Below are 19,502 nucleotides of genomic sequence, written 5' to 3' on the forward strand. Positions count from 1 at the left end.
TCCTGAGGCGAAGGAAATGCTCGAAAACTATTGGGCAGCGGCAGGATTCTTCAGATAGGCAATCAGGTCGTCGAGGTCCTTGTCGCTTTTCAGACCCGGGAACGTCATCCGAGTGCCTTTGACGAGGAATTGCGGCGCCGGCAGATATTTCCGCAGCAACGCTTCATCCCAGACCTTGCCGTCGGCGCCGAATGCCCGCATCGCCGGCGAGTAGACATAATCGGGCTTGCTTGCGACGGCTCGTCCGACGACCCCCATCAACGAGGGGCCAACCCGATTGTCAGGCCCGGTCGCAGTGTGACAGGCACCGCATTTCTTGAAAACGACGGCGCCGGCGACCGCATCGCCGTCTGCAAGCGCGCAAGAGGTCGAGGCAAGCACGATGACGGCCGACAGCAGACAAAGCAGTTTCATCATCCCTCCCGATCAGCTCAATCCCGACCAACGATCATATGCCGAGGAAAGTCCGCAACGCTACTGAAAGCCCGCGGGCAGCGCTTCACTCGCAGGTGATCGCCTCTTCCCAATGACGACGACAGAGCGAGACATATTTGTCGCTGCCGCCGATCTCGATCTGCGCCCCTTCGTGAACGACCTTGCCGGCGGCATCCAGGCGCACGACCATCGTCGCCTTGCGCCCACAATGGCAAATGGTGCGCACCTCGCGCAATTCGTCGGCGATGGTCAGCAGTTCCTGTGACCCCGGAAACAAGCGTCCGTGGAAATCCGTGCGCAGCCCGTAAGTCATGACCGGAAGGCCGAGGCGGTCGACGATATGGGCAAGCTGCCAGACCTGCTCGCGCGTCAGAAATTGCGCCTCATCGACGAAGACGCAGGCAAGCGGCTCGCTTGCATGCATTTCATCGACCATCGCATAGAGATCGTCGCTCGTTTCGAACGGCAAAGCATCCATCGTCAGTCCGATGCGCGAGGCGATCGTGCCGCGGCCGGCGCGATCGTCGAGGGCTGCGATGAAGGCTGCGGTGCGCATGCCGCGCTCCTGATAATTATAGGCAGCCTGCAGCAGCATCGTCGATTTGCCGGCATTCATCGTCGAATAATGGAAGTAGAGCTTGGCCATGACATTCTCCTTGAATGCTTCATGGGTGCTGCGGGACGATAAGGAAAGATGGTCGCGGCGAAAACCACAGGATTCCGGCGTGCTTCACCCAGGGCGCAAAAGCCTTGGCCACCAGCGGACATAAAAAGACGGGCGTCGCATTCAGCCCCCTCAAACCGCCGCAAATACACTGTGGTCGCTTGAAAATGTCAGTTATTGATGGTTGCTTGGGAACGTTAGACTGGGAGTCACGCAATGATAAAAATGACCCTTACTGCATTCGCTTTCGCCTCAACTCTCTCCGCACTGACATTGGGCGCCACCGCGGCCTCCGCAGCCGAGCCGGCAAGCTGTAGCACTGTACATTTCGCCGATGTGGGCTGGACCGACATCACTTCCACCACGGCCACCGCCTCCATCCTCCTGAAGGCGCTCGGCTACGACACCGACGTCAAGGTTCTCGCCGTGCCGGTGACCTACCAGTCGCTGAAGAACAAGGACATCGACGTCTTCCTCGGCAACTGGATGCCCTCCATGGCCGAAAACATCAAGCCGTTCGCCGCGGACAAATCGGTCGAGACCGTGCGCGCCAATCTGGAGGGCGCCAAATACACGCTGGCGACCAATCAAAAGGGCGCGGATCTCGGCATCAAGGACTTCAAGGACATCGCCGCCCACAAGGATGACCTTGACGGCAAGATCTACGGCATCGAGCCGGGCAATGACGGCAACCGGCTGGTGATCGACATGGTCGACAAGAACACCTTCGGCCTCAAGGACTTCGAAGTGGTCGAATCCTCCGAACAGGGCATGCTCGCTCAGGTCTCCCGCGCCGATAAGGAAGGCAAGCCGATCATCTTCCTCGGCTGGGCCCCGCATCCGATGAACACCACCTACAAGATGACCTATCTCACTGGCGGTGACGACGTGTTCGGACCTAACTTCGGTGGTGCGACCGTCTATACCAACGTCCGGGCCGGCTACTTGCAGGAATGCCCGAATGTCGGCACCTTCGTTAAAAATCTCGTCTTCTCGCTGCCGATGGAAAACGAAATCATGGGTAAGATCCTGAATGACGGTAAGGATCCGGAAGTCGCAGCAACGGAATGGCTGAAGGCCAACCCCGCAGCAATCACGCCGTGGCTCGCAGGCGTCACCACCAAGGATGGCGGTGATGGCCTGGCGGCGGTCAAGGCCAAGCTCGGCCTGTAATAAATGGATGGATGGAGGGGCGGCCAAACCGCCCCTTTCTCTTCCTTGAACGGACTGCTTGCTTTCGCGTCCCGCCATCCCCGGACAATGGTCCGCTTGGCGTGACAGACCGTTATTCTTCGGCGGCACTTCCGGAACCATAAGTAACAATCGGAAACGCCGCCCCCAATCATGGGCAAAGACGTGAACTGGTTAACCGATTACCGCATCCCCATCGGGCCATGGGCCAAAGCCGTCGTCGACTGGCTGACGAGCAATGTCACATGGTTCTTCGACGGCCTTTCCTTCGTTGTCGCGCATGGAATCAACGGATTGCTGTTCCTCTTGCAGGCACCGCATCCGCTGATCGTCGTCGTTGTCTTCACGGCAATCGCCCACTGGATGCGCCGGAGCGTCACGATTACGGTTCTCACCCTGATCGGCCTGCTGATCACCATCAACCAGGGTTACTGGAAAGAGACGACCGAGACGCTGGCGCTGGTGCTGGCTTCCACCTTCGTCTGTATGCTGGTCGGCGTCCCCCTCGGTATCGCGGCGGCCCGACGTCCCTGGCTCTACGCCATCATGCGGCCGATCCTCGATCTGATGCAGACCATCCCGACCTTCGTGTATCTGGTGCCGGCAATGATCCTGCTCGGCCTTGGCATGGTCCCGGGCCTGGTCGCCACCGTCGTCTTTGCTCTTCCCGCACCGATCCGCATGACACGCCTCGGCATCATTTCCACTCCCCCTTCGCTGGTGGAAGCGGCCGAATCCTTCGGCGCGACACCCCGCCAGGTTCTGCGCAAGGTCGAGCTTCCCTTTGCCACGCCGCAGATCATGGCCGGCCTGACGCAGACCATCATGCTGTCGCTCTCGATGGTCTCGATCGCCGCCCTCGTCGGCGCCCCGGGTCTCGGCGTGCCGGTTCTGCGCGCGCTGAATAGCGTCAATGTCGCCAAGAGCTTCGATTCCGGCGCCTGCATCGTCATTCTTGCGATCATTCTCGACCGTATGTTCCGCGCGCCCGGCGAAGGAGACCGCTCATGACCGTCGCCGTTGATTTCAAAAATGTCAGCATCATCTTCGGCGATCGTCCCGATGCCGCCCTGAAACTCGTCGACGAAGGCAAGTCGCGCGACGATATCGGTAAATCCACCGGCATGGTGCTCGGTGTTGCCAATGCCTCGCTGCAAATCGAGGAAGGCGAAATCCTGGTGCTCATGGGCCTGTCCGGCTCCGGCAAATCGACGCTGCTGCGCGCCGTCAACGGCCTGGCGCCGGTCGTGCGCGGCGAGGTCTCCGTCAACACCAAGAACGGCGCCGTCAGCCCCTACTCCTGCAGCCCAAAAGCCCTGCGCGACCTGCGCATGCATACCGTCTCCATGGTCTTCCAGCAGTTCGCGCTTCTGCCCTGGCGAACGGTGGCCGACAATGTCGGCTTCGGGCTTGAGCTTGCCGGCGTTCCGGACGCCGAGCGCAAGAAGCGGGTCGACGAACAGCTGCAGCTCGTCAATCTCACGCAATGGGCCAATCGCAAGGTCAACGAGCTCTCGGGCGGCATGCAGCAGCGCGTCGGCCTCGCCCGTGCCTTTGCGACCGGCGCGCCAATCCTGCTGATGGACGAGCCGTTCTCGGCCCTCGATCCGCTGATCCGCACCCGCCTGCAGGACGAGCTTCTGGAGTTCCAGCGCCGCCTGAAGCGCACCATCCTCTTCGTCAGCCACGATCTGGACGAGGCATTCCGCATCGGCAACCGCATCGCCATCATGGAAAGCGGCCACATCATCCAGTGCGGAACGCCTCAGGAGATCGTCAAGAATCCGGCTGATCAGTATGTGGCCGACTTCGTGCAGCACATGAACCCGATCAGCATGCTGACGGCACGGGACATCATGCAGCAGGGCGTCGGACATTCTGCCAATGCCGGTTCCGTCACCGCGACGGCAACCGCCGCGACGCCGCTCATCGATATTCTTGACGCACTGACGCGCCAGCCGGGCAATATCGGCGTTGTTGACAATGGCACGATTATTGGAACGATCTCGGCGCAAGACGTGGTGTCGGGCCTCACCAGCCACCGACGAAAGGAGTAGTCGTTCGCGACTGCTCCTCAATTCATGGAGCCGTTAATGAACGACAAACCATCGGTGATCCGGGAAACGGATGAGGATGCGCGCATTCAGGCGCGCGACCTCATGCACAAAGCCGCACATGCAGCCTTGGCCGTCATCGACCCTGAAACCGGCTTTCCCTCCGTCAGCCGCGTCCTGATCGCCATGGATGCCGATGGCGCTCCGGTCATCCTGGTCTCCGGCCTCTCCTCCCATTCCAAAGCTTTGATGAAGGACAGCCGCGCTTCGGCGCTTTTTGGCGAGCCCGGCAAGGGCGACCCTCTCGCCCATCCCCGCCTGACCTTACGCTGCAGCGCAGAGCGCATCGATCGGCAAAGCTAAGCGCACGATCGCATCCGAGCGCTTTTTCTCGATCGCCACCCGAAATCCAACCTCTATATTGATTTTCCGGATTTCTGCTTCTTCCGCCTCGTTCCGCTCGATGCCAGCCTGAACGGCGGCTTTGGAAGGGCTTACATCTTGTCCTCAAAAGACCTGATGATGCTTTAAACCGAAAACAAAATCCGGCGGCAATAAAATCATACAATAGTGCGAGAATTAGTAGGTGGACAGCCTGACGTAGAAACAGCCAATATTCCCAGGTTGCAAATCCGTGGTGACCAAAATTGGCATGTTTGCGGCTCCGAAACGATAAGAATCGACCTATTTTGGTCTAATTTAGCCCCTGGATGGAACGCTGGAGACCTCAGCATTATCGCTGAGGCATCATACGTACATACCTAAAACAGCATACTCGATACCTTAAATTTAGGTATATACAATCTTCGACCCCTCTTGGTATTGTTAGATATCGGTTTGGACCGGCTTGGAAATAGCACAGTTTCTGATGTACGCTCCGCATTGGGAAGATTAACAGATGAAGACAAGAGATTTGGCCGAACACTCTAATGTTGCGGCAGCATTATTATCAGCAATGGCGAACCCGAAGCGTCTTTTGATCCTTTGCAGTCTCGTTAAGGGTGAAGTTCCTGTTGGCGTTCTTGCCAATCAGGTCGGACTGAGCCAATCAGCACTTTCTCAGCATCTTTCGAAGCTTCGCGCTCAGAAGCTGGTCAAGACGCGTCGTGATGCTCAAACGATTTACTACTCCAGCACATCAGAATCCGTGATCCGTGTTCTTGAAACGCTGGAAGACATTTATTGCGAGCCGGAAAAAAGTAGATCGGCTGCTTAAGAGCTTTCAATAGCTTAGGGCCTGTCGACAAACGATCTCTGGGGAACAATTTAGGCCCTGAAAGATCGACTTGCTTTCATCACCAGGTGTTTTACTGCTTTAACTGGCAAATCTTCGGATTTGCCAGTTTTTTCATGTCTGAACGAGCTCACATCCGTCTGCGGATGATCCTCGCCCAACGCCGCCGGCATGCTGCGATCCAATTCTGCCGCGCCCCAGCCTTCTTCCCCGACCCATCTTTGCCTTGACGCAAAAAGGCCGGCTGATAATTTGACCAAGCAGTAAATATAATCGCGCGGCGCCGCGCCGCGGTCGGGTAACAGGCCCCCGAATGGCCATTGGAGAACAGCATGTCGGACCGTTTGAATGCCACCCCTAACGATTTGCGCGCCTTCTGGATGCCGTTTACGGCCAACCGCCAGTTCAAGAAGGAACCGCGCCTCTTCGTCAGCGCCAAGGATATGTACTACACCACCCATGACGGTCGGCAGGTACTGGACGGAACTGCGGGTCTGTGGTGTGTGAACGCGGGACACTGCCGTCCGAAGATCACCGAGGCGATCCGCCAGCAGGCCGGCGAACTCGATTATGCTCCGGCCTTCCAGCTCGGCCATCCCAAGGCCTTCGAGCTTGCGAACCGGCTGGTCGATATTGCACCCGAGGGCATGGACCACGTTCTTTATACCAATTCCGGTTCGGAATCGGTCGAAACCGCGCTCAAGGTCGCGCTTGCCTATCATCGCGTGAAGGGTAATGGCTCGCGCTTCCGCCTCATCGGCCGCGAGCGCGGCTATCACGGCGTCAATTTCGGCGGCATCTCCGTCGGCGGCATCGTCACCAACCGCAAGATGTTCGGCACGCTGCTGACCGGCGTCGACCACATGCCGCACACCCATGTACCCGGCAAGAACGCCTTCACGCGCGGCGAGCCAGAACATGGCGGCGATATCGCCACCGAGCTTGAGCGCATCGTCACGCTGCACGACGCCTCAACAATCGCGGCCGTCATCGTCGAGCCGATTGCCGGCTCTACCGGCGTGCTCATCCCGCCGAAGGGCTATCTGCAGAAGCTGCGTGACATCTGCACCAAGCACGGCATCCTGCTGATCTTCGACGAAGTCATCACCGGCTTCGGCCGCCTCGGCGCCCCCTTTGCCGCCCAATATTACGATGTGAAGCCGGATATCATCACGACCGCCAAGGGCCTGACCAACGGCGTCATTCCAATGGGTGCGGTCTTCGTCACCTCGGAGATCCACGACGCATTCATGCAGGGACCCGAGCATATGATCGAGTTCTTCCACGGCTACACCTACTCCGGCAATCCGATCGCCTCGGCTGCAGCGCTTGCGACGCTCGACACCTACAAGGAAGAAGGCCTGCTGACGCGCGCAGCCGAACTGTCCGACTACTGGGCCGATGCCCTGCATTCCCTGAAGGATTGCCCGAACGTTATCGACATCAGAAACACCGGCCTGATCGGCGCCATCGAGCTCGACCCTATCGCCGGCGAGCCCACCAAGCGCGCCTTCACCGCTTTCCTCAAGGCCTATGAAAAGGGCCTCCTGATCCGCACCACCGGCGACATCATCGCGCTCTCGCCGCCGCTCATCATCGAAAAGCATCACATCGACGAGCTGTTCGGCAAGCTCCGCGAGATCTTGCAGAATAATATCTAAGGCATAAGCTCGAACACATCTCCGCCCCTCACGCCTCCTTTTGCATTAGCAGAAGAGCTGGCATGAGGGGCGATCCATATGCGAGGGACAAACATGACCACCAAACTCGAACGCTATATCGACCAGGGCGCTGGCCGGGAACCCGCCGATATCGTGCTGAAGAACGGCCGGTTCTTCGATCTGGTGACGGGCGAGCTGGTTGCCTCGGATATCGCTATTTGCGGTGACCGTATCGTCGGGACCTGCGGCGATTATCACGGTTGTGAGGAAATCGATATCGCCGGCCGCATGGTCGTACCAGGCTTCATCGACACCCATCTTCACATCGAATCCTCGCTGGTGACCCCGCTCGAATTTGACCGCTGCGTCCTGCCCTATGGCGTGACCACCGCCATCTGCGATCCGCATGAAATCGCCAACGTGCTCGGCACCGAAGGCATACGCTACTTCCTCGACTGTTCGCTGGAAACCATCATGGATATCCGCGTCCAGCTTTCCTCCTGCGTGCCGGCAACGCATCTGGAGACCTCGGGTGCCGATCTGCCGATCGAGACGCTCCTGCCGTTCCGCAATCATCCGCAGGTGATCGGCCTTGCCGAATTCATGAATTTCCCCGGGGTGATCCATAAGGATCCCGTCTGCATGGCGAAACTCGAAGCCTTCCAGGGCGGCCATATCGATGGCCACGCGCCGCTTTTGCGCGGTAATGACCTCAACGGCTATCTCGCAGCCGGCATTCGCACGGAGCATGAATCGACAACCGCCGAAGAGGCACTGGAGAAGATCCGCAAAGGCATGCACGTGCTGGTGCGTGAAGGTTCCGTTTCCAAGGATCTACACGCGCTGATGCCTGTTATCACTGAGCGCCTGTCGCCTCATCTGGCGCTTTGCACCGACGACCGCAACCCGCTCGATATCGCCGAACAGGGCCACCTCGATTACATGATCCGCACGGCGATCGCCCATGGCGTCGAGCCGCTGGCGATCTACCGCGCCGCCTCGATCTCGGCAGCCCGCGCCTTCGGTCTGCGTGATCGCGGTCTCGTAGCACCGGGCTGGCGCGCCGATCTCGTCGTCGTCGACAGCCTGGAAAGCTGCAAGGCCGAGATCGTCTTCTCCGCAGGCCGCCGTGTCACCGCTGAACTCTTCGCGACCCGCGGTTCGGTAGAGCCGGTCGGCCTCGACAGCGTCAAGGCCCGCCCGATCAACGCAGCCGATTTTGGCGTGCCGGTGACGGAGGGCGAAAGCTCCGTCATTGGCGTGACGCCTGGCAAGATCATCACCCAACATCGCCGCTATCGCCTGCCGACCAAGGGCAACCAGACCGATATCGACCTCGGCAACGATATCATCAAGGTCGCCGTCATCGAGCGGCACGGCAAGAACGGCAACCACGCCAACGGCTTCGTCCAAGGTTTTGGCTTGAAGAAAGGCGCGATCGCCTCGACCGTCGGCCATGACAGCCACAATATCTGCGTCGTCGGCGTCAACGAGGATGACATGGCGCTCGCCGCCAATCGCTTGAGCGACATCAACGGCGGCTTTGTCGTCGTCGAGGACGGCGTCGTGACCGGTGAAATCGCCCTGCCGGTCGCCGGCCTGATGAGCCTCAAGCCTTATGAAAGCGTGCGCGATACGCTGCACCATCTGCGCCAGGCGGCCTATGCCCTTGGCGCGACGCTGGAAGAGCCCTTCCTGCAGCTCGCCTTCCTGCCCCTGCCCGTGATCCCTCATCTGAAGATATCGGATCGGGGCCTTGTCGATGTCGACAAGTTCATGCTGATCGGGTGATCAGGCGAGCTTGCCGCAATAAACATCCAGAGCAGCAAGCGTTAGCGCTGCTCCGGCATCTGCCGTGTCAAACCCCGGCATGGCGATCGTCTTGCCAAGTTTGATGTCCTCCGGCAAGGCAACCTTCACAGGCTTGCGGGAGAGATTGAAGACAAAGAGCAGCGTCTCGTCACCCTTGGAGCGGGTGAAGGCGAGAACGTCCTCTTTTGTATCGAGGAAGGTCATGTCGCCATCGCGCAAAGCGGCATGTTCCGCACGGAAAGCCATTGTCCGCTGGTAGTGATGCAGCACGGAATCCGCATCCGCCTCTTGCTTGTCGACGGCGAGCGCCGCATGCTGGTAGGGAACCGGCAGCCAGGACTTGTCGGCCGTGGTAAAGCCGGCATGGGCACGGCTCGCTTCCCAGGGCATCGGCGTGCGGCAGCCGTCGCGGCCCTTGAAGGCCGGCCAGAAGCGAATGCCGTAGGGATCGCGCAGATCCTCGAAGGCAAGCTCTGCCTCCGGCAGACCGAGTTCTTCGCCCTGGTAGAGGCAGATCGAGCCACGCAGGGTTGATAACAGCGAAATCGCGAGCTTCGCCACGCGCGGCTGTTCCTCCTCCGTCTCGGCAAAGCGGCTGACATGGCGCTGAACGTCATGGTTGGAAAAGGCCCAGCAGACCCAGCCATCAACGACATTGTCCTGGAAATCGCTGACGCAGCGCCGGAAATGCGCCGGCGTGAAATCGGGACCCAAAAGATCGAACGTGTAGCACATGTGCAGCTTGTCGCCGCCGCTGGTATAGGCCGCAACCGTCTCCAGCGAGCGCACGCCGTCACCCACTTCGCCGACGGTCGTGCGGTTTTCGTATTGATCGAGCAATGCCCGCAACCGCTTCAGGAAGCCGATATTCTCCGGCTGCGTCTTGTCGTAGAGATGGTTCTGCATCCCGTAGGGGTTGGTTTCGGGCGCGTCGAGCCCGCCGGTCGCGACGAGCGCCGGCGGATTGTCGCGAAGCTTCTTGTCGCAGAAATAGTAGTTGACCGTGTCCAGGCGGAAACCATCGACGCCGCGATCGAGCCAGAATTTGACGGCCGCCAATACCGCATCCTGAACGTCCGGATTGTGGAAGTTCAGATCCGGCTGCGATGTCAAGAAGTTGTGCTGGTAATATTGCCGGCGCACGCCATCCCATTCCCAGCCAGGGCCGCCGAAGATCGACAGCCAGTTGTTCGGCGCCGTCCCATCCGGCTTCGGATCGGCCCAGGCATACCAATCCGCCTTGGGATTGTCGCGGCTTGTACGGCTTTCGACAAACCAGGGATGCCGGTCGGAAGTGTGCGAGATGACCTGGTCGATGATGACCTTGAGGCCGAGTTCATGTGCTGCCCCCATCATCTCATCGAAATCGGCAAGCGTGCCGAAGATCGGATCGACATCGCAGTAATCGGCGACGTCATAGCCCATATCGGCCATCGGCGAGGTGAAGAACGGCGCCAGCCAGATCGCGTCGACCCCGAGTGCGGCAATGTGAGGCAGGCGCCGGGTGATCCCCTTGATGTCGCCGAGCCCGTTGGCATCCGTGTCCTGAAACGACCGCGGATAGACCTGATAGATCACAGCCCCGCGCCACCAGTCGGCTCCCGCCGCTTTATTCGTCGATTTCATCAAACCGCCTCGATATCGCACAAGGCCTGCCAGTTTGCACACTCGGGCGCAGGCGGCAAGCCGCAAATCGGTCATCCGAAAAGCTCAACCACCGGCGGATAAATTCGCAGTATCAATTTTAGCGAATTACCAATATGAAAGTTCACACGCTAAGCATGCCCGACTTTTTTTAACTTGAAAGCGACGTCGCTTTCGATAACTTCGCGCATTGACCTGCACGTACAGGTCACCTGCGGATCAAAAACACCCTTGTAAAACAAGGACAAGAACTCCAGAAAGGTGGGAAAACATATGGCGCACATCACCAGAAAATTTATCGCTGCGGCTTTCGTCAGCACGATATTGAGCGTTTCCGCGCATGCCGCGACCCTCAATATCCACAACGGCGGCGACCCGACTTCGCTCGATCCGCAAAAAATTTCCGGCGATTGGGAAAACCGTATCGACGGCGATATCTTCGAAGGGCTGGTGACCGAAGATCCCAAGGACAACCCGATACCCGGCCAGGCTGCAAGCTGGACCATTTCGCCCGACCAGAAGGTCTATACCTTCAAGCTTCGCGACGGCATCAAGTGGTCCGATGGCCAACCGGTGACGGCTCAGGACTTCGTCTTTGCTTTCCAGCGCCTGATGGACCCGAAGACCGCCGCGCAATACGCCTATCTGCAGTACACGATCCTGAACGCGGAAAAGATCAACAAGGGCGAGATCAAGGATCTGACCCAGCTCGGCGTCAAGGCGATCGATGACAAGACTCTCGAAATCACGCTTGAAAACCCGACACCTTACTTCCTCAACGCTCTGATGCACTACACGGCCTATCCGCTGCCGAAGCATGTCGTTGAAGCCAAGGGCGACCAGTGGGTCAAGATCGGCAACATCGTCACCAACGGTCCCTACAAGCCAGTGGAGTGGGTGCCTGGCTCGCACGTCACCGCGGTCAAGAACGATCAATATTATGGCGCCAACGATATCAAAATTGACAAGGTCAACTTCTACACGCTGGAAGATCAGGCCGCTGCTCTGAAGCGCTATCGCGCCGGCGAATTTGATATTCTAACGGAATTCCCGGCCGATCAATATGACTGGATCCAGAAGAACCTGCCCGGCCAGGCACATGTGGTGCCCTTCCTTGGCACCTACTACTACGTCCTGAACGCCACCAAGCCGCCATTTAACGACAAGCGCGTTCGCCAGGCCCTCTCCATGGCCGTGAATCGCGAAGTCATCGGCCCGAAGATCCTAGGCACCGGCGAATTGCCGATGTATTCCTGGGTGCCGCCGGGCACGGCCAATTACGGCGAGCCGGCCTATGTCAGCTGGAAGGACGAGCCTTACAAGCAGAAGGTCGAAGAGGCCAAGAAGCTGCTGAAGGACGCCGGCTTCGGCCCTGACCACCCGCTGAAGGCACAGCTGCGCTACAACACCAACGACAACCACAAGCGCATTGCCGTTGCGATCGCGGCCATGTGGAAGCCGCTTGGCGTCGATATCGAGCTCTACAACACCGAAACCAAGGTGCATTACGATGAAATGCAGCGCGGTGAGGTGCAGATCGGCCGCGCCGGCTGGCTCGCCGACTATAACGACCCGATCAACTTCCTGAACCTGCTCTCCACCGGCGTCGACATGAACTACGGCCGCTGGAGCAACAAGGACTACGATGCTCTGATCAAGCAGGGCAATGAAGAAACCGATCTCAAGAAGCGCGCCGAGATCTACAAGAAGGCCGAGCAGCTCGCCCTCGACGACAGCGCCGCGATCCCGATCTACTACTACGTTTCCAGAAGCATCGTCGCCCCGAAGGTGCAGGGTTACGTTGACAACATCCAGGACATCCACCGCACGCGCTGGCTGTCGATCAAAGAATAATTGGGAACAGGCTCCCTCCCGGACACGATCGGGAGGGAGCCGTCTAAGACCATGTTTGGCTACGCTCTCCGTCGTTTGCTGTCGACAATCCCGGTTCTGTGGATTGCCGTGACAGTGTGTTTTTTCATTCTGCGCCTCGCTCCCGGCGGCCCCTTCGATGGCGAAAGGCCATTGCCGCCGGAAGTCAAAGCCAACCTCGCGGCTCACTACAACCTCGACAAGCCCCTGGTTGAGCAATACCTGATCTATGTCGGCGACGTCATGAAGGGCGACCTAGGCCCCTCCTTCGCCAATCAGGACTTCACCGTCACCCAGCAGATCATGTCCGGCTTCCCCTACACGCTGACCATTGGTGGCGCCGCTTTCGTGCTTGCAACTGTCGTCGGCATCTTCATAGGCTGTCTCGGGGCGCTTTATCAAAACCGCGCGGCCGATTACTGGCTGGGCGGCGGTCTCCTCATCGGCCTGGTCATGCCGAGCTTCCTCATCGCGCCGATCCTGCAGCTCATCTTCGGCAACACGCTCGGCTGGCTGCCGGTCGGTGGCTGGGGTGACGGCTCCGTCAAATTCCTCATCCTGCCCATCATCGTCCTGACGCTGCCGCACGCGGCACGCATCTCACGCCTGATGCGCGGCTCGATGATCGAGGTGATGGGCCAGAACTTCATCCGGACCGCCAAGGCCAAAGGCATCGGTCCGCGACTGACGATCATGCGCCACGCGCTGAAGCCGGCCATGATGCCTGTCGTTTCCTATCTTGGACCGGCGGCAAGCTATCTGCTCACCGGCTCGCTGGTCGTCGAAAGCATTTTCGGCCTCCCCGGCGTCGGCCGCTACTTCGTCGGCGCGGCGCTGAACCGCGATTACGGCATGGTCCTCGGCACGGTCATTTTCTACATGGTCCTGATCGTGGTCCTCAACCTGCTGGTCGACATCGCCTATGCCTGGCTCGACCCGAAAGTGAGAATGCGATGATCCTCAATTCCGCCAAAAGAGAATTGCTGGAAGCGGAATTGCTTTCGGCAGAAGGGCTCGCACCCAAGGGGCGTTCCCTCACAGGCGACGCGATGCGTCGTCTCCTGCGCAACAAGGCGGCGGCACTTTCGCTGGTCATACTGGCCGTGCTGGTTCTGGTCGCCATATTCGGCCCGTATTTCCTGCCCTTCAACTATGAGGATCCGGACTGGACGTCGTTCCGCGGCGCTCCAGACTTCGCCGCCGGCCACTATTTCGGTACCGACGGCAATGGCCGCGACCTGCTGGCGCGCACGCTCTACGGCACCCGCGTCTCGCTGACGGTCGCACTTGTTGCGACCCTCGTCTCGGTCGTCATCGGCGTGCTCTATGGCGCCGTTGCCGGTTATTTCGGCGGTCGCGTCGATGCGATCATGATGCGCTTCGTCGATATCATGTACGCCCTGCCCTACGTCCTCTTCGTCATCCTGCTGATGGTGATCTTCGGCCGTAACGTCTACCTGCTGTTTGCGGCGATCGGTGCGCTGGAATGGCTCACCATGGCGCGTATCGTGCGTGGCCAGACCTTGTCGATCAAGCAGCGGGAATTCATCGAGGCCGCCCGCGCCTCGGGGCAGCGATCGTTCAAGATCATCCTGAAACATATCGTGCCGAACCTCGTCGGCCCGGTCGTCATCTACGCGACGCTGACCATCCCGGAAATCATCGCGACGGAGAGCTTCCTCTCCTATCTGGGCTTCGGTGTCCAGGAGCCGCTGACGTCTCTCGGCACGCTGATAGCCGAAGGCTCGGCGGGCATGGAGACGACGCCCTGGCTGCTGTTCTTCCCTGCCGGTTTCCTGGTCGCGCTGCTGATGAGCCTGCTCTTCATCGGCGACGGTCTGCGCGACGCATTCGATCCGAAGGATCGCTGACATGACAGACACACTTCTCGAACTCAAAGACTACTCGATCACCTTCCGCACGCCCGAGGGCGAAGTGGCGGCAGTCTCCAAGATGAACCTCAAAATCGGCCGCGGCGAACGCATCGCTATCGTCGGTGAGTCCGGCTCCGGCAAGAGCCAGACTTTTCTCGGCTTGATGGGCCTGCTCGCCAAGAACGGCCGCACCAGCGGCCAGGCGCTGCTCGACGGCAAGGATCTACTGACGCTGAAACCGCGCGAACTCGACCATGTGCGCGGCAAGGACATGGCCATGGTCTTCCAGGACCCGATGACCGCCCTCAATCCGTCGCTTCGCATCTCGCGGCAGTTGACGGAACAGCTCGAAGTTCATGGCGGGCTTTCGGCGCGTGCCGCCTCGGCAGCGGCGCTCGATATGCTGAAGCGTGTCGGCATCCCTGACCCGACCCGCCGCTTCAACCTCTACCCGCACGAGCTTTCGGGCGGCATGCGCCAGCGCATCGTCATCGCCATGGCGCTGCTGACCAAGCCGAAGCTCTTGATCGCCGACGAGCCGACGACGGCGCTCGACGTAACGATCCAGGCGCAGATTCTTGATCTTTTCAATGAGTTGACCGCGGAAATGCAAACGGCGCTCATCATGATCACCCATGACCTCGGCGTCGTTGCCGGTCTCGCCGACCGCGTTGCCGTCATGTATGCCGGCCGCATCGTCGAGGAAGCGCCGGTCGAGGAGCTGTTCGAAAGCCCGGCCCATCCCTATACGGCGGCGCTTCACTCGGCGATCCCGAGGCCGGACCAGGATGTCGACGACCTCACCGTCATCCCTGGACGGCCGCCGAACCTGATGCACCTGCCGCGCGGCTGTGCCTTCTCGCCGCGCTGCGCCCATGTGCAGGACGACTGCCTCGACGCCGCGCCTCCGCTCGACCAGCTTTCATCGCGACGCTGTGCGGCCTGCTTCCATCCCCTTTCGGCTAATCAGGAACGGAGCCTCGTCCATGGCTGAGCAAACGCTTCTGAAGGTCGAGCATCTGACGACCGAATTTGAACTGCCGTCGAAATCCTTTTTCAAGCCGCCGATGATCCTCACGGCTGTTAACGATGTCAGCTTCGAACTGAAAACCGGCCGCACCCTGGGCATCGTCGGCGAATCCGGCTGCGGCAAGTCCACGCTTGGCCGCTCCATCCTGCGGCTGATCAAGGCGCAGAAAGGCCGCATTCTCTGGCAAGGCGGCAATCTGCTCGATCTCACCGAAGAGGAAATGCGTGCCGCCCGCCGCGACATGCAGATCATCTTCCAGGATCCGATCGCCTCGCTCGATCCGCGCATGACCGTCGGCGACATCATCGCCGAGCCGCTCACGGTCTTCGAACCGAAACTGACTCGGGCGCAGCGGCAAGATCGCGTTCGCGAGATCATGGCTGCCGTCGGCCTCGTTCCGGAGATGATCAACCGTTACCCGCACGAATTCTCGGGCGGCCAAGCGCAGCGCATCGGCATCGCCCGCGCCGTTATCACCCGGCCGAAGCTCATCATCTGCGACGAGCCGGTCTCGGCGCTCGACGTTTCGATCCAGGGACAGGTCATCACGCTTCTGCGTCGCCTGCGCAAGGAGTTCGGCCTCACCTTGATCTTCATCAGCCACGATCTTTCTGTCGTGCGCCTGATCTCGGACGACGTGCTGGTGCTCTACCTCGGCAAGGTGGTGGAAGCAGGCGAAGCCGCGACAGTCTTCGATCATCCGGCTCATCCGTACACGCAGGCGCTGTTCTCCGCCGCGCCAATCCCCGATCCGAAGCTCGCTCGTGGCCGCGAGCGTATCCGCCTGCAGGGCGATCCGCCCTCGCCGCTTAATCCGCCGCCGGGCTGCGTCTTCTCGCCCCGCTGCTGGAAGGCGACAGATATCTGCCGCACGAAAATGCCGCCAACCGAGCACGTCCGTCCGGGTCAGACGGCGGCCTGCTATCACATGGATCGGCCGTAAAGCAGATCCAGCGAAAGTGGACGGCGGCAGCCGCCGTCCACCTTGCCCCAGCCGCCGCTTGCGCGTATGCAGCACCAAGACAAAATGCAGGAGGCAGTCTTGGGCGGGCGTTTTCTATCGATCGGCGAATGCATGGTGGAATTGTCGCAAGCCGATGACGGGCACCTGCGCAAGGGCTTTGCCGGCGACACCTTCAACACCGCCTGGTATGCCCGCGCCTGCTTGCCGGCCGACTGGTCGATCGATTATTTCACCGCCCTCGGCGACGATGCCATGTCCGACGAAATGATCGCCTTCATGGGCGGCGCCGGCATCGGCACGGCGAGCATCCGCCGCCTGCGCGGCAAGACTCCCGGCCTCTACATGATCAATTTGAAGGATGGCGAACGCTCCTTCAGTTACTGGCGCGATAGCTCAGCCGCCCGCCAGCTTGCGGCCGATGGCGATGCCCTGCGCGCTGCAATCGAAGCCTCCGACGTCCTTTATTTCTCAGGCATCACGCTGGCGATCCTGCCGCGCGAAGATGCCTTCACGCTGCTCGCAGAACTGCGTCGCGCCAAGGCTGCCGGCAAGCTGGTTGCCTTCGATCCGAACCTGCGCCCTCGCCTGTGGTCCAGCCTCGACGCCATGCACACCATGATTTCGGAAGGCGCGCGCGCCGCAACGCTCGTCATGCCGAGCTTCGATGATGAAGCCGTGCATTTCGGCGACGATTCGATTCCCGCCACCATCCGCCGTTACCGGCAGTACGGAGCCCAGATGATCGTCGTCAAGAACGGCGCCGAGGGCGCGACCATCGGCGATGGTACCGATGAGACCCTCGTCCCGGCGGTCAAGGTCGCCAAGGTCGTCGACACCACCAGCGCCGGCGACAGCTTCAATGGCGCATTTCTGGCTCACTATCTGCAGCATCAGGATGCGGTCGCTGCCGCCGGCTTCGCAGCCAAGATCGCGGCAAAGGTCATTCAGGAATACGGTGCGCTCGTCTCGCCCGAGAAGCTGAAGTCCATCCGCTAAACGCTGTAATATTTCCATCATGGACACCCCCCACAATAGAGTGGGCGCGGGAATCATGTTTGAAACACCGCAATCGCTGGCACCGTCATCATGAGGATGCGGTGCGGATGGACTGTTTTGGGCATGTTGCAACGCTTGTCAGACATCGATCAAACCACCTGGACGCAGGCGGCGACACCTGTCGCAGTACCCGAACGGCTGCTCATCGTCAGCGATGCCTGGCATCCACAGGTCAACGGCGTCGTCCGCTCCATCGAGAACACCAATCGGGAACTGACGCGCATGGGCGTCGAGGTCTCGATGATCACGCCGGACGGCTTTCGTAATATCCCCTGCCCGACCTACCCGGAAATCCGGCTTTCGATCGCCAGCTACCGCAAGATCGCCGCAAGAATAGAAGCACTCCGGCCAACTTATGTCCACATCGCTACGGAGGGTCCCCTCGGGCTTACGGCCAGGCGCTGGTGCCTGAGAAACGGCATGCCGTTTTCGACCAGCTACCACACCCGCTTTCCTGAATATGTCGCTGCTCGCTTGCCGATACCGGAGAGTTGGCTCTATGCCTTCGTCAAATGGTTTCACAATGCGGGCTATGGCTGCATGGTAGCAACGCCAAGTCTGGCAACCGAACTCAAGCAGCGTGGCATCCGCAACCTGCTGCCCTGGAGCCGCGGCATCGACTCCTCGCTGTTTCGACCGCAGCCTCAGGACGACGCCCCCTTCGGCCTGCCCCGTCCCATCTTCATGACTGTCGGCCGCGTCGCGCTGGAGAAGAACCTGCCCGCCTTCCTCGATCTCGACCTGCCCGGATCGAAAGTGGTGGTGGGCGATGGCCCCGCCCGGGCCGAACTGCAGAAGCTCTACCCTGATGTCCATTTTCTTGGCGCGAAATTCGGCGAGGAACTGGCGCATGCCTATTCGCAGGCCGACGTCTTCGTCTTCCCGTCCAAGACCGACACCTTTGGCAACGCCATTCTGGAAGCGCTCGCAAGCGGCGTTCCGGTCGCCGCCTACCCCGTCACCGGCCCCGCGGATATTCTGGGAGGAAACAGGGCTGCCGGCGTTGTAGATGCCGATCTAGCAACGGCCTGCCTCGCCGCACTCTCTTGCTCCCGCGATGCCGCACACACGCTGGCACTCAACTATTCCTGGGAGGCGGCGACGGCGCAATTTATCGGCAATGTCAGAATTGCCAATCACCGAGGCCGGCTGCACGTCCACAACAGGCATTGAGTCCCCAAACGATCGGCACCATCAGTGAAGTTGCAGCTCCGGCCTTACATGCCGTCAACGATCACCGCGCTGCCCTGACGGCATAGCATAGCCCTGCATGAGAATCGGATAGCTGCGTCTTATCCAGCACGATGAAGCCCACATCGAGCAATGGCGCGAAGAATGTCATTTGATTCTTATCTTTGGACCACCATTTATGGCACTCGATCACCACGGCATTGATCGACCCGAAAAGACCGTGCCTCGCCAGAGCCTCAGCAGCTGCCTTTCCAAAAACGGAAGAAACCCGTAGCTCAGGCATAAATTTGGGTGTACAATTATTTATCGCACGATCTACATTAGACCTCTCAGGGAGTACTTGAGATGACCGACGACCCGTTAAAGCTGGATAACTTCATCTGCTTCGCGCTCTATTCGGCGAACCATGCGATGAATCGTCTCTATAAGCCGATGCTGGACGCGCTCAATCTTACCTATCCGCAATATCTCGTCATGGTGACACTATGGGAGGAAGACAGCCAGACCGTTGGCGGCATCGGTGAAAAGCTGTTTCTGGAATCAAGCACGCTGACACCGCTCTTGAAGCGCCTGGAAGCAGCCGGCTTCATCAAGCGCATCCGCAGCAAGGAAGATGAGCGCCAAGTGCTGATTCAACTGACCAGTGAAGGCAAGGCCCTGAAGAAGAAGGCCGCAACCGTTCCCCCTTGCATTCTCGACGCCACCGAGCAAACAGTGGACGAACTCGCACGGCTGAAGGCGGAAATCACGACGTTGCGCGAGGCGCTCAGCAGGAATGCCGCCTGATTGAAGCGCGCCCATCTCTCGATGGGGCGCTTCG

The 19,502-nt window shown here is 59.9% G+C and carries 17 protein-coding genes and 1 pseudogene; 15 read left to right on the forward strand and 3 right to left on the reverse strand.

What is annotated here, in order from left to right; genetic code table 11:
- Positions 1-27: 27 nt before the first annotated feature.
- Positions 28-414, reverse strand: coding sequence for a c-type cytochrome (locus tag JJQ51_RS16960; RefSeq protein WP_113395395.1), 387 nt, complete (start codon positions 412-414; stop codon positions 28-30).
- Positions 415-499: 85 nt separating this feature from the next.
- Positions 500-1,081 (reverse strand): thymidine kinase, encoded by a 582-nt coding sequence (locus JJQ51_RS16965; protein ID WP_075851140.1) that lies wholly within the window; start codon positions 1,079-1,081, stop codon positions 500-502.
- A 234-nt stretch (positions 1,082-1,315) separates the two neighbouring features.
- Between JJQ51_RS16965 and JJQ51_RS16970 the strand changes: the two genes are divergently transcribed.
- The 7 genes and pseudogenes from JJQ51_RS16970 (at position 1,316) to ade (ending at position 9,030) form a co-directional block, all read left to right on the forward strand.
- Positions 1,316-2,272 (forward strand): choline ABC transporter substrate-binding protein, encoded by a 957-nt coding sequence (locus JJQ51_RS16970; RefSeq protein ID WP_269244970.1) that lies wholly within the window; start codon positions 1,316-1,318, stop codon positions 2,270-2,272.
- A 171-nt stretch (positions 2,273-2,443) separates the two neighbouring features.
- A complete protein-coding gene (gene choW / locus JJQ51_RS16975; protein WP_095435458.1) occupies positions 2,444-3,301 on the forward strand; it encodes a choline ABC transporter permease subunit in 858 nt (285 codons plus the stop codon).
- Positions 3,298-4,347 (forward strand): choline ABC transporter ATP-binding protein, encoded by a 1,050-nt coding sequence (gene choV, locus JJQ51_RS16980; RefSeq protein WP_095435459.1) that lies wholly within the window; start codon positions 3,298-3,300, stop codon positions 4,345-4,347. Before choW ends, choV begins: the two co-directional genes overlap by 4 nt.
- A 36-nt stretch (positions 4,348-4,383) precedes the next feature.
- Positions 4,384-5,131, forward strand: a pseudogene (locus JJQ51_RS32930) (HugZ family pyridoxamine 5'-phosphate oxidase).
- Positions 5,132-5,242: 111 nt separating this feature from the next.
- Positions 5,243-5,560, forward strand: a complete 318-nt coding sequence (locus tag JJQ51_RS16990; protein WP_015340680.1) for an ArsR/SmtB family transcription factor — start codon at positions 5,243-5,245, stop codon at positions 5,558-5,560.
- A gap of 350 nt (positions 5,561-5,910) precedes the next feature.
- Positions 5,911-7,239, forward strand: a complete 1,329-nt coding sequence (locus tag JJQ51_RS16995; protein WP_113408107.1) for an aspartate aminotransferase family protein — start codon at positions 5,911-5,913, stop codon at positions 7,237-7,239.
- Positions 7,240-7,332: 93 nt separating this feature from the next.
- The gene (ade, locus tag JJQ51_RS17000) at positions 7,333-9,030 is read left to right on the forward strand and encodes an adenine deaminase (RefSeq protein WP_152096198.1); all 1,698 of its coding nucleotides are present in this window, start codon (positions 7,333-7,335) and stop codon (positions 9,028-9,030) included.
- Here ade and bglA read toward each other — a convergent pair whose 3' ends face one another.
- The gene (gene bglA, locus JJQ51_RS17005; RefSeq protein ID WP_152096197.1) at positions 9,031-10,677 is read right to left on the reverse strand and encodes a beta-galactosidase BglA; all 1,647 of its coding nucleotides are present in this window, start codon (positions 10,675-10,677) and stop codon (positions 9,031-9,033) included. It lies immediately after the preceding gene.
- A gap of 291 nt (positions 10,678-10,968) precedes the next feature.
- Between bglA and JJQ51_RS17010 the strand changes: the two genes are divergently transcribed.
- From JJQ51_RS17010 to JJQ51_RS17045, 8 genes are all read left to right on the forward strand, one after another.
- Positions 10,969-12,549 (forward strand): peptide ABC transporter substrate-binding protein, encoded by a 1,581-nt coding sequence (locus JJQ51_RS17010; RefSeq protein ID WP_152096196.1) that lies wholly within the window; start codon positions 10,969-10,971, stop codon positions 12,547-12,549.
- 51 nt (positions 12,550-12,600) lie between these two features.
- Positions 12,601-13,524 carry an ABC transporter permease subunit gene (locus JJQ51_RS17015; RefSeq protein WP_113332189.1) on the forward strand — a complete coding sequence of 308 codons (924 nt, stop codon included), beginning with the start codon at positions 12,601-12,603 and terminating at the stop codon, positions 13,522-13,524.
- A complete protein-coding gene (locus JJQ51_RS17020; protein WP_069612725.1) occupies positions 13,521-14,438 on the forward strand; it encodes an ABC transporter permease subunit in 918 nt (305 codons plus the stop codon). The genes JJQ51_RS17015 and JJQ51_RS17020 overlap by 4 nt, the downstream gene beginning before the upstream one ends.
- A gap of 1 nt (position 14,439) precedes the next feature.
- Positions 14,440-15,435, forward strand: coding sequence for an ABC transporter ATP-binding protein (locus tag JJQ51_RS17025; RefSeq protein ID WP_113351813.1), 996 nt, complete (start codon positions 14,440-14,442; stop codon positions 15,433-15,435).
- Positions 15,428-16,414, forward strand: a complete 987-nt coding sequence (locus tag JJQ51_RS17030) for an ABC transporter ATP-binding protein (protein WP_113332187.1) — start codon at positions 15,428-15,430, stop codon at positions 16,412-16,414. The genes JJQ51_RS17025 and JJQ51_RS17030 overlap by 8 nt, the downstream gene beginning before the upstream one ends.
- A gap of 99 nt (positions 16,415-16,513) precedes the next feature.
- The gene (locus JJQ51_RS17035; protein WP_152092606.1) at positions 16,514-17,431 is read left to right on the forward strand and encodes a sugar kinase; all 918 of its coding nucleotides are present in this window, start codon (positions 16,514-16,516) and stop codon (positions 17,429-17,431) included.
- 123 nt (positions 17,432-17,554) lie between these two features.
- On the forward strand, positions 17,555-18,664 hold the full coding sequence (locus JJQ51_RS17040; RefSeq protein ID WP_152092605.1) for a glycosyltransferase family 4 protein: 1,110 nt from the start codon (positions 17,555-17,557) through the stop codon (positions 18,662-18,664).
- A gap of 363 nt (positions 18,665-19,027) precedes the next feature.
- Entirely contained in the window at positions 19,028-19,468 is a 441-nt protein-coding gene (locus JJQ51_RS17045; protein WP_152092604.1) for a MarR family winged helix-turn-helix transcriptional regulator, read from the forward strand.
- The last annotated feature ends 34 nt before the right edge of the window (positions 19,469-19,502 follow it).

The sequence above is a fragment of the Rhizobium sp. AG207R genome (genome assembly GCF_027109195.1).
Classification (GTDB): Bacteria; Pseudomonadota; Alphaproteobacteria; order Rhizobiales; family Rhizobiaceae; genus Rhizobium; species Rhizobium dioscoreae.